Source organism: Zoogloea oryzae (genome assembly GCF_030161255.1).
GTDB lineage: Bacteria > Pseudomonadota > Gammaproteobacteria > Burkholderiales > Rhodocyclaceae > Zoogloea > Zoogloea oryzae.
Map to the genome: position 1 here is coordinate 15,219 of NZ_BSPX01000006.1, position 11,982 is coordinate 27,200.

Here is an 11,982-nt window from a genome sequence, read left to right on the forward strand (position 1 = left end):
TGCCGCCAGCCGCAAGCACCGCACCATGAACGACACCCCGGATCTCTTCGACGCCCTGCCCGACGCCCCAGCCGGCGGTGGTGAGCCGCCCGCGCCGCCCGTCACCCCGCTGCTGGGCAGCGACGACGCCCTGCCCCTCGACCTCTACGCCGAGCGCGCCTATCTGGCCTACGCGATGAGCGTGGTCAAATCCCGTGCCCTGCCTCAGGTCGAGGACGGCCTCAAGCCGGTGCAGCGCCGCATCCTATTCTCGATGAACGAGATGCGCCTCGCGCCGGGCTCCAAGCACGTCAAGTCGGCCCGGGTGGTCGGCGACGTGATCGGTAAATACCATCCCCACGGCGACTCCAGCGTCTATGACGCGATGGTCCGGGTGGCCCAGGATTTCTCGCTGCGCTACCCGCTGGTGGATGGTCAGGGCAACTTCGGTTCGCGGGATGGCGACTCGGCCGCGGCGATGCGTTACACCGAATGCCGCCTCACGCCCATCGCCGAGCTGCTGCTCTCCGAGATCGACCGGGGCACCGTGGATTTCCGCCCCAACTACGACGGCGCCTTTGAAGAGCCCCAGCTCCTGCCGGCCCGCCTGCCCTTCGTGCTGCTCAACGGCGCCTCAGGCATTGCGGTGGGCATGGCCACCGAGATTCCTTCCCACAACCTGCGCGAGGTGGCCGACGCCGCCATCCACGCCATCGAGCGCCCGGAAGCCACCGTCGCCAACCTGATGACCCACATCAAGGGGCCGGATTTCCCGGGTGGCGGGCAGATCATCTCGCCGGCGGCCGACATCCGCGCCGCCTACGAAACGGGCCGCGGCAGCCTCAAGCTGCGCGCCCGCTGGGTGATCGAGGATCTGGCCCGTGGCCAGTGGCAGCTGGTGGTGAACGAACTGCCGCCAGGCGTCTCGGCCCAGAAGGTGCTGTTCGAGATCGAGACCCTGACCAACCCGCAGCCCAAGACCGGCAAGAAATCCATCGACCCGGACCAGGCCCAGCTCAAGGCGCTGATGCTCGGCGCGCTCGACCGGGTGCGCGACGAATCCGGCAAGGACGCGCCGGTGCGGCTGGTGTTCGAGCCCAAGAGCCGCAACCAGGACGTGGCCGAGTTTGCCAACCTGCTGCTGTCCCACACCAGCCTCGAAACCTCGGCGTCGATCAACCTGGTGATGATCGGCCTGGATGGCCGGCCGGCCCAGAAGAGCCTCGCCGACATCCTCCACGAGTGGGGCCGCTTCCGCATCGGCACCGTGCGCCGGCGCACCGCCCACCGTCTGGGCCAGGTGAACGACCGCATCCACATCCTGGAAGGCCGGCACATCGTCTTCCTGAACATCGACGAGGTGATCCGCATCATCCGCGAGTCGGACGACCCGAAGGTGGCGCTGATCGCCCGCTTCGACCTGAGTGACCGGCAGGCCGAGGACATCCTGGAAATCCGCCTGCGCCAGCTGGCCCGCCTCGAAGGCATCAAGATCGAGCGCGAGCTGGCCGAGCTACGTGGCGAGAAGACCGAACTCGAGGCCCTGCTGGGTGACGAAGGCAAGCTGCGCCGGCTGGTGGTGAAGGAGATCAAGGCCGACGCCGCCAAGTTCGGCGACGCCCGCCGCACCCTGGTCGAAGAAGCCGCCCGCGCCGGTGTCACCCAGACCGTGGTGGACGAGCCCGTCACCGTGATCGTCTCCGAGAAGGGCTGGGTGCGCTGCCGCAGCGGCCACGGCGTCGATCTGGCCAACGTGGCCTTCAAGGACGGCGACCGCCTGGGCTCGGCCTTCGAGTGCCGCAGCGTGGATTCGCTGATCGCCATCACCGACGGCGGCCGCGCGCTCACTGTGGCGGTGTCGACGCTGCCCGACGGGCGCGGCAACGGGGCGCCGCTGGCGTCGTTCGTCGAGCTGCCGAGTGGCGCCAAGATCGCCCACGTGCTGGCCGGCCCGGCGGACAAGCGGGTGTTGCTGGCGAGCGTGGATGGCTACGGCTTCCTGTGCAAGCTTGGCGACATGACCGCCACCAAGCGCGCCGGCAAGCAGTTCGTGTCAGTGGATGCGGGCGGCAAGCTGCTTGCCCCGGTGCTCTTCGACGGTGCCGACAACCAGCATCTGGCGGCGCTGTCGTCCAGCGGCAAGCTGCTGGTGTTCCCGCTGGATCAGATGAAGGAGCTCTCCGGCGGCGGGCGCGGCGTCATCATCATGGCGCTGGACGAGGGCGACACTCTGGCGGCCACCTGCGTCGCCACCAATGGCCTCACCCTGCTGGCCGCCACCCGCGGCGGCAAGGCGGTGGAGTTTGCTGTCTCGCCGAAGGATTGGGAGCCGTGGCTGGGCAAGCGCGCCAAGAAGGGCAAGCCCGCGCCGGGCCGCTCCCAATCCAACGGCCTGCGCGGCGACTAAGCCGGACGGCCGAAAAAACGCAGGAAAAACGGGGGGCGGATTGCTCCCCGTTTTTCTTGCTGGCGCTCAGGCGTCCAGCGGCAGGCGGACGATGAACTCGCTGCCCTTTTCAAGCTCGGAGCGCACGTTCACCGAGCCGCCCATCAGATCCACGAGCTCCTTCACCAGCGCAAGGCCCAGCCCGGTGCCCTGATGGCGCCGGGTCAGGAAATTGTCGGCCTGGCTGAAGCGCTCGAACACGTGGGACAGCATGTCCGGCGCGATGCCGCAGCCACTGTCGGCCACGACAAATTCCAGCTCGTCGCCCACCCGCGAGACGCGTACCTCGACACGCCCGTGATCGGTGAACTTGATCGCGTTGCTGATCAGGTTGTTGAGCACCTGCACCACCCGGGTCGCATCGCAGACGAAGTTGGCCGGCAGATCGTCGGCGAGCGTCACGGCCAGTTCCAGGCCCTTCTTGGCGGCCGGCGGCTGGTAGGTGCGGACGATCTTGTCGATGAGTGTGCGCAGGGGCTCCGGGCGCATCACCAGCTCCATCTTGCCGGATTCGATCTTGGCCAGATCGAGGATGGAGTTCACCAGATCGAGCAGGTGTTCGCTGCTGTCGAGGATCACGCCGGCGAACTCCTGGTTCTCGCCGGTGGTGCTCTCCCGCAGGAGCTCGGCGTAGCCCATGATGCCGTTGAGCGGGGTGCGCAGCTCGTGGGACATGGACGCCAGGAACTCGGACTTCATCCGGTTGGCCGATTCGGCCTTGATCTGGCTTTCGCGGAACTGGGCGGTGATGCGGTACTGCCTGTCCAGCAGGCGCATCGCGATGCCGCCGAACAGCAGCACGATCAGCGTCGTCGCGAACGCGAAGACCTGATAGCCGAACCGTCGCGAGCGGAACTCGCTGAGCGCGTTGTCCTCGGTGACGCCGACCGCGACGATCAGCGGATACTCGGTGAGCGCCCGATAGCTGTAGAGGCGGTTGAAACCATCGGACACGCTCGTGGTGCGGAGGCTGCCGACCGGCTTCTCGCGAATCTGGCGGATCAGCGCGCTCTGGGACAGATCCTGGCCGACGGTCATGTTGTCGCCGGCCCGACGGGCGCGGGTGATGCCGTCGAGCCCCACCAGGGACACCACGCCCCCCGGACCGAGATCCACGCCCCGGTAGAAATCGGAGAAGTAGAACGGGTCGACGGAAATCACCACCACCCCGCCAAAACTGCCGTCCGGCTTGTTGATGCGCCGGGTCATCTGGATCGACCACTTGCCCGAGGCCCGGCCGAGGATCGGCTTGCTGATGAAGAGCTGGTTGGTGTCCTTCTCCTTGTGCACCCGGAAGTGCTCCCGGTCAGACAGATCCATCTGCTTGTGGTTGGGCAGATTGCTGAGGATGTAGATGCCGTTCTCGTCGATCACCCCCAGCTGGTTGAAGATGTTGCTGATGATCATCCCTTCGCGCACGTATTCGGCGATGTTCACCTTGTCACCGTAGCGCTCGTACTGGAACTTCAGGAACAGCACCGCCTGATCGACGCTCTTGATCGTCCGGATCGTGTGCTCCTCGAAGGCCCGGGCGAGGTTGAGGTTTTCGGTATAGACGGCCTTGATGACCATCTCCTCTTCGGTCTGGGCCTTGTAAACCACCGCCCCCCAGACAAGGAGGATGGGCAGCACCATGAGGGCGATGATCGGCAGAAAGAGGCGTCTGCGCTCGATGCGATTGGCGAGAGGCATGGGGCTTCCCAGGCAATGTTTGGGGGGATGCAATCAACCCGGATTCCAGAACCGGCCAGCTGTGGGGCACTCGCTGCAGGTTGCAGGACGGCGTGCCCTGCCCGGCTGCGTCACAAGTGGCATGGAGCGCGGGGTCGATCCGGGCGCGGGGCATCTCCGACTTGCCGCTGGCGTGATACGGCCGACGCGATAGAGCCATCACGAGGGTCTTGATGACTATAACGGCATGTCGGAACGGTTTTTCACCGACAACTTCATTCGGGTACAAGAAAACCAGGAAAAGTCGAACGCGGCCGGGCTGGTGATGAAGGCCTCAGGCCCCGACAGCACGCGCCACCCCTCACCTTTCGGGCGGCGCATGCAGTGCCGCCGACGGCCGGAAGATGATGCCGGATGATGAATATTCCACACCCCGTCACTTTAGCCCCGGCGACTCCGGCCGTTAAAAGAGGCTGCGAGATCGGGCCTGTAGCCCCTTCCTCGATCAAAGAATAATTGATGCCCCCCAACCCCGAGTGTTCATGAGAATCCGCGTCACCGACCGAAATCTGCCCCGTCTGCACCTTGCAGGCACGCTGATCGTCGTGGTCGTGATGGCGCTCGCCCTGGGCGTGAGCTTCCTGCTCATCGGCATGACCGAGCATCAGCGCTTCTTCAAACGGCTCGAAGACAGCTTCGCCACCAAGAAGCAGGAGCGCCTCGCCACCGAGATGTCGGCGGCCATCGGATACATCGACTTCGCCCAATCCCTGACTGAAAGCACCCTCAAGGCCGCGCTCAAGGAGCGGGTATCGATGGCCATGCAGACCGCCCAGGCGATCTACGACCGGGAGCACGGCCGGCGGCCCGAGGCCGAGGTCAAGCGGCTGATCATCGAGGCCTTGCGGCCCCAGCGTTTCTTCGACGGCGGCGGCTACTTCTTTGTGGACGACATGGAGGGCCGCTGCGTCCTCCTGCCGATTGCACCGGAACGGGAAGGCTCGTCCCTGTGGGACAACCAGGACGACACCGGTCACTACATCATGCGTGGTCTGATCAACGCGGTGAAGGAAGGCGATGGCTCGGGCTATTCGTCCTACCGCTGGTACTCGCCGGGATCACCCAAGGCGATGTCCGACAAGCTCGCCTACGTGGCGCACTTCGCGCCCTACGACTGGATCATCGGCACCGGCGATTACCTACAGCGCTGGCACGACATGCGCCTTCGGGAAGGCCTGGAGCGCCTGCGGGCCTGGAAGTTCGGCGACACCGGCCACTTTGCCGTGTTCGGGCTCGACGGGAAGATCCTGCTGCAGACCCAATGGCCCGAACACGAAGGAAAGCATTACACCAGCGTCGGCACCGACGAGATGAAGCGCATCCGCGGCGAACTCATCGCCCTGGGCGCAAAGGGCGGCGGAGTGGCTGAATACCCCTGGAGCCGGGTCGATCCTGGCAAGGAAAGCAGTCTTGGCGAGATCGGCAACCGCACCTCCCTCGTCACGGTCTACCGACCCTGGAACATCGTGGTGGTGGCGTCCCTGTTCGAGCAGGAGATGGAGCCCGCGATCGCGGCCGAGCGTCAGGCGATCATCGAATCGGTGTCGAGCCGTCTGCCCTTCGTGGCGCTGGCGGCAGGCCTGGCGCTGCTACTGGCGATCATCGCGTCCTACTTCTTCTCGCGCTGGATCAGCCGGCAGCTACGCGCCTACACCCAGCGGATCGACGCCCACGCCCAGACCCTCGAACGCCAGGCCGAGGCCCTGCATCTTTCGGCCCGGGTCTTCGAGACCAGCCGGGAAGGCATCATCATCACCGACCCCGACACCCGCATCCTCGCCGTCAATCCGTCATTCTGCGAGATCACCGGATTCGCTGCAGACGAAGTCATCGGCCAGCGCCCCACCCTGCTCGCCTCCAGCCGCCACGACAAGGCTTTCTATCGGGCGATGTGGAAGACGATCCGCGCCACCGGCACCTGGAGCGGCGAGATCTGGAACCGCAAGCGCGACGGCACGGTGTTTCCCGAGCAGCTCACCATCTCCACGGTGCGCAACGGCAAGGGCGAGGTGCTGCACTACATCGGCACCTTCCTCGACGTATCCGAGCGCAAGGAAGCCGAAGACCGCATCCGTCAGCTGGTGGAGTTCGATCTCCTCACCCGCCTGCCCAACCGCGCCCTGCTGAACGACCGCCTGACCCAGGCCATCGCCATCGCCGAGCGCGAGAAGAAGCGCGTCGCGGTGCTGGTGATCGACATGGACCGCTTCAAGACGGTGAATGACTCCCTCGGCCACGCCACCGGCGACGAGATCCTGCAGGAAGTCGCGGCCCGCCTGCGCCGCCTGGTGCGCCAGAGCGACACCGTCAGCCGCATGGGGGGCGACGAGTTTGCGGTGGTACTCCCGGCCCTTGACCAGCCGGCCAACGCCCTGCCGGTGATCCGCAAGATCTGCGAGGCGCTGGGCGAGCCGTATCTGGTGCGCAACCAGGATTTCCACATCACCCCGAGCATTGGCGTGTCGCTCTTCCCCGATAACGGCACCGACGCCGAGACCCTCATCAAGAACGCCGACGCGGCGATGTACCACGCCAAGGATGTGGGCCGGAACAACTTCCAGTTCTTCACCGCCGACTTCAACCAGTGGGCCACCAACCGCCTGCATATCGAAAACGGCCTGCGCCACGCCCTCGCCCGCAAAGAGCTGGTGCTGCATTACCAACCCCAGGTCGATCTGGCCTCGATGCGCATTGTCGGCTGCGAGGTGCTGCTGCGCTGGCAGCCCCAGGGCGAGGCGCTGATCCCGCCGGACCGCTTCATCCCCATCGCCGAGGACACCGGCCTCATCGTCCCGATCGGCGCCTGGGTGCTCGACGAAGCCTGCCGCCAGCTGGCCGAATGGGACGCCCAGGGCACCGCACCGATCCGGCTGGCGGTGAACGTCGCGGTGCCTCAGCTGCGCCAGCCGGATTTCGTCGACTACGTGCGCGACACCCTCGCCCGCCACGGGCTGAGCAACGCGCGGCTGGAGATCGAGGTCACCGAAAGCGTGCTGCTGGATCAGGACGAGCGCATCCGGCACACCCTCGAAGGCCTCGTCGAACTGGGCATCATGCTGTCCCTCGACGACTTCGGCACCGGCTACGCGAGCCTCTCTTACCTGCGTAACTTCCGCTTCGACGTGCTGAAGATCGACCGCTCCTTCGTATCCGAGCTGCACCGCAACCCGGACGACATCACGTTGATCCGCGCCATCATCAGCATCGCCCGCGACATGTCGCTGCTCACCATCGCCGAAGGCATCGAATCGGCCGAGCAGTGCGCGATCCTCAACGAGCTCGGATGCCGCGTCGGCCAGGGCTTCCATTTCTCTCGGCCGGTTCCGGCCGGCGTCATGGGCGAGCTGATCACCCAGGACGTCATCGCGCTCACCACCTAGACGTAAAAATGGCGCCGGATTGCGGCGCCATTTTTGTACATGGCCGGAAAACCGGCCAATGCGGGCTTACTTCTTCAGCAGCACGTCGAGGGCTTCGATCATCTGGTCGATCTCGCCTTCGCTTACGTTCAGGGCCGGCATGAAGCGCAGCAGGTTGGGACGCGGGGCGTTGAGCAGCAGGCCCTGAGGGTCCATCTCCAGCGCCGCCTTGACGATGGCCGGGCCGCGGTCGTCGTCGAGGATCAGCGCGCGCAGCAGGCCACAGCCCCGCTCGCCCTTCAGGCCGTGCTTTTCCGAGAGCTCGAGCAGGCGCTGCTTGAGGTACTCGCCGCGGGCCCGCACCGATTCCATGAAGCCTTCCGACAGCAGCTTGCGCAGCACCGCCACGCCCACCGCCGCCATCAACGGGTTGCCGTTGTAGGTGCCGCCCTGCTCGCCCGGCTCGAAGCAGGCGACGGACTCGGTGGCCAGCAGCGCAGCCAGCGGCACGCCGCCGCCGATGCCCTTGCCGAGGGTCATGATGTCTGGCTCGATGCCGGACTGCTGATAGGCGAACAGGGTGCCGGTACGGCCCATGCCGGCCTGCACTTCGTCGACGATCAGCAGGATGCCGCGCTCGCGGGTGAGCTTGCGCAGGGCCTGCATGAACTCGGGCGACGCGGGGATCACGCCGCCTTCGCCCTGCACCGGCTCCAGCATCACGGCGACGGTCTTGTCGGTGATGAGGGCCTCGACGGAGGCGATGTCGTTGAGGTCGGCCTTCGGGAAGCCGGGCACCTGCGGCGCGTACATCACGTCCCAGCCGGCCTTGCCCGAGGCGGACATGGTGGCGAGCGTACGGCCATGGAAGGAGTGGTCGAAGGTGATGATCTCGTAGGCGCCGTTACGGTGCAGCTTGCCCCACTTGCGGGCCAGCTTGATCGCGCCTTCGTTGGCTTCGGCGCCGGTGTTGGCGAAGAACACGCGGTCGAACACCGAGTTGGCGGTGAGCAGGCCCGCGAGCTCGACCATCGGGCCGTTGTAGAAGGCCGGGCTGGGGTTGAGCAGGGTCTTCGCCTGCTTCACCAGCGCGTCGGTGATCTCGGCGGGACAGTGGCCGAGGCAGTTGACCGCCCAGCCCTGGATGAAATCGAGGTAGCGCTTGCCGTTGTGGTCGTACAGCCACGCCCCTTCGCCGCGCTCGAACACGAGATCGGGGCGGTTGGTGATGTACATGAGGGAAGCGGTGTCAAACTCTCCGTAGCGCATGGGTGGCTCCAAAATTCATGAGCCTGCAAGTATACCGGCCCAAGGTGAAGAACATGTGTTCGGATCAGCCTGCCGGGCTTTCCGATGCCAGGTTGACGAGCCGCCGGCTTCGGCTGAGCAGAAAGACGACGAAGGCCGCCAGCACCACGCCCTCCCACAGCAGGGTGTGGCCGGCGCCGATCGCCCCGGCGATGAAGCCGGCCAGCAGGCCGCCCAGGGCGTCGAAACCGAAGCGCGCCGAAGTGAAGAACGACACCACCCTGCCCCGCAGTTTTTCCGGCGCCATGCCCTGCATCAGCATGTTGATGCCCACGTTGCACACCGAGATCCCGAAGCCCAGCCCGGCCATTGCCGCCAGCGCCAAGGGCAGCGAGCCGGCCAGCGAGAAGGCGATCAGCGACACCGCGCTGATGATGACGCCGGCCACCACGGCCCGCATCACCGCATGCAGCTGCCGGTGGTTGGCGAGCACGATGGTCGACGCGAACGCCCCGCAGCCCGCCGCGCCCCACAGCCAGCCGAGGGTCGTCGCGCCACCCGCAAATACGTCCCGGGCGAACACCGGCAGCAGCACCGCGTAGGCCGAGGCGGTGAGGTTGAGGGCGATCAGGGTGACGATCAGCATCCGCATCTGCCAGGTGTGCCAGGCGTAGGTGACCCCTTCGCGGAACACCTGGCCCATCGAACCCTTGGCCCGCGGCGGCTCGATGCCTTCGATCAGTGTGAGCCCGACGATCAGCGCCAAAAAGGAGAAGCCGTTGATCGCAAAACACGCCGCCTCGGACGTGAGCCCCAGCAACAGCCCGGCCAGCGGCGGCCCGACGAAGCGTCCGGCGTTGAACAGCATCGCGTTGAGCGCCAGCGCGTTGGGCAGATGCTCCCGCTGGCCGACGAAGCTGCCGATCAGCGACTGGCGCAGCGGCGTGTCGAAGCTGTTGAGCAGCCCGAGCAGGAGGGACATCAGGATGATGAGCGCCGGACCGATCATGTCGAGCGCCGTGAGCGTGGCCAGCACGAAGGCCTGCAGCGCCAGCAGCGACTGCACCCCAATCAACCAGCGGCGCTTGTCCTGCTTGTCGATCCACGCCCCGGCCAGGGGGCCGACGACGAGCTGCGGGATCAGCGCGCAGAAGGCCGTCACGCCCAGCAGCGCCGCCGAACCGGTGATCCGATAGGCCAGCCACGACAGCGACACCTGCTGGATCCACGAGCCGAGGATCGAGATCGCCTGACCGAGAAAGTAGAGCCGGAAATTACGCTGGGCCAGGGACCGCATGGATGCGGGCCAGCGGCGTCCGGGCGGGGCCTGGGGCGTCGGGGTGGAGGTCATGAAGTCGTCGATGAATGTTGCTGGCCGGCTCGGTCGCGGCCGGGCTTGCCGCAGGGTAGCGGAAAAGCGCCGGGAACAGCGGGCCCAAAAGCCGACGGCGACGAGACGGGTCTGACCCCGCTCGCCGCCGTCCTGCCTTGCATCCGATTGACCGGCGCGATCAGCGCTTGTTCCCTGATCCGGATGACTTTTTTCCGTCGTCCCTGCTCGGCAGCGCATTGCGGGCGGCCCTGTCCGCATCGTAGGCCAGCACGCCAGCCGCAGGGCAGGCCCACGTTCGCCGGCCTGGGCAAACTTCGGGCTCGAAGCGTCGTGCGCTTACAGCCCGCCCAGGGCGAGGTACTTGGTTTCCATGTACTCGTCGAGGCCGTGGCTGGAGCCTTCCCGGCCGATGCCCGAGAGCTTCACGCCGCCAAAGGGCGCCACTTCGGTGGAGATCAGCCCGGTGTTGATGCCCACCATGCCGTACTCCAGCTGGCGCGACACGCGCCACACCCGGGCGTGGTCCTTCGAGTAGAAATACGCCGCCAGGCCGAACTCGGTGTCGTTGGCCATGTGGATCGCTTCGTCCTCGGTCGTGAAGCGGAACAGCGGCGCCACCGGGCCGAAGATCTCCTCCTTCGCCACCGCCATCGCCGGGGTCACGTCGGCCAGCACGGTGGGCTCGTACCAGGTGCGGCCGAGGGCATGGCGACGCCCGCCGGACACAGCCCGGGCGCCCTTGCCCAGCGCGTCGGCGACGAGCGCCTCGACCTTGGCGATGGCCGCGTCGTCGATCAGCGGGCCCTGGGTGACGCCCTCCTCCAGCCCGTTGCCCACCTTGAGGCCGGCGACGGCCTCGGCCAGCTTCGCGGCGAAGGTGTCGTAGATGCCGTCCTGCACCAGGAAGCGGTTGGAACACACGCAGGTCTGACCGGCGTTGCGGTACTTGGAGGCGATGGCGCCGGCCACCGCGGCGTCCACGTCGGCGTCGTCGAAGACGATGAAAGGCGCGTTGCCGCCCAGTTCCAGCGACAGCTTCTTGATGGTGCCGGCGCACTGGGCCATCAGCAGCTTGCCCACCGGCGTGGAGCCGGTGAAGGTGAGCTTGCGCACGATGGGGCTGGCGGTCATCACGCCGCCGATGGCGCTGGCCTTGCCCGTAACAACGCTGAACACGCCCTTCGGCACGCCAGCCCGTTCGGCCAGCTCGGCCAGGGCCAGGGCCGACAGGGGCGTCTGCTCGGCGGGCTTGAGGACGATGGTGCAGCCCGCCGCCAGGGCAGGGGCCACCTTGCGGGTGATCATCGCCGACGGGAAATTCCACGGGGTGATCGCCGCACACACGCCAACGGGTTCCTTGGTCACGACGATCTGCCGATCCTTGAAGGGCGACGGAATGACCTCGCCGTAGGCGCGTTTGGCCTCCTCGGCAAACCATTCCACGTAAGCCGCGGCGTAGGCGATCTCGCCCTTGGCCTCGGCAAGCGGCTTGCCCTGCTCGGCGGTCATCAGCCGGCCCAGGTCATCCTGATTGCTCATGAGCAGATCGAACCAGCGGCGCAGGATGCGGCTGCGTTCGGCAGCGGTGGTGTTGCGCCAGGTCTTGAGGGCCTGGTCGGCGGCGGCGATGGCGCGCTCGGTTTCGGCAGCACCACAGCGGGGCACGCTGGCGATGGTCTCGCCAGTGGCCGGGTTGGTCACGGCGATGGTCTCGCCACTGTCGGCCGCCGCCCAGGCACCGTCGATGTAGCAGGCCTGACGCAGCAGGGTCGGGTCTTGAAGGTTCAGCATGAAACAGGTCTCCTCATGTTCTTGGCGCAGGCCGCCGGGCGCTCACGGAGCGTGATTCTGCGCGGGTCTGCGGCGCGCCGCCAGCACAAACAGCG

6 protein-coding genes are annotated in these 11,982 nt (G+C 66.6%); 2 read left to right on the forward strand and 4 right to left on the reverse strand.

Annotated features, from left to right (window positions below; translation table 11 throughout):
- The first annotated feature begins 25 nt into the window (after positions 1-25).
- Entirely contained in the window at positions 26-2,386 is a 2,361-nt protein-coding gene (parC, locus tag QQK25_RS03715) for a DNA topoisomerase IV subunit A (RefSeq protein WP_284186736.1), read from the forward strand.
- Between the two features lie 66 nt (positions 2,387-2,452).
- Here the strand turns inward: parC and QQK25_RS03720 are convergent, their stop codons facing one another.
- On the reverse strand, positions 2,453-4,117 hold the full coding sequence (locus QQK25_RS03720; protein WP_284186737.1) for a sensor histidine kinase: 1,665 nt from the start codon (positions 4,115-4,117) through the stop codon (positions 2,453-2,455).
- A 521-nt stretch (positions 4,118-4,638) separates the two neighbouring features.
- Here QQK25_RS03720 and QQK25_RS03725 point away from each other — a divergent pair.
- A complete protein-coding gene (locus tag QQK25_RS03725) occupies positions 4,639-7,536 on the forward strand; it encodes a bifunctional diguanylate cyclase/phosphodiesterase (protein WP_284186738.1) in 2,898 nt (965 codons plus the stop codon).
- Between the two features lie 66 nt (positions 7,537-7,602).
- Here the strand turns inward: QQK25_RS03725 and QQK25_RS03730 are convergent, their stop codons facing one another.
- From QQK25_RS03730 to QQK25_RS03740, 3 genes are all read right to left on the reverse strand, one after another.
- Positions 7,603-8,784 (reverse strand): acetylornithine transaminase, encoded by a 1,182-nt coding sequence (locus QQK25_RS03730; protein WP_284186739.1) that lies wholly within the window; start codon positions 8,782-8,784, stop codon positions 7,603-7,605.
- Between the two features lie 64 nt (positions 8,785-8,848).
- The gene (locus QQK25_RS03735; protein WP_284186740.1) at positions 8,849-10,114 is read right to left on the reverse strand and encodes an MFS transporter; all 1,266 of its coding nucleotides are present in this window, start codon (positions 10,112-10,114) and stop codon (positions 8,849-8,851) included.
- A gap of 318 nt (positions 10,115-10,432) precedes the next feature.
- Complete coding sequence (locus QQK25_RS03740; protein ID WP_284186741.1) at positions 10,433-11,887, reverse strand: NAD-dependent succinate-semialdehyde dehydrogenase; 1,455 nt, start codon at positions 11,885-11,887, stop codon at positions 10,433-10,435.
- Positions 11,888-11,982: the final 95 nt, after the last annotated feature.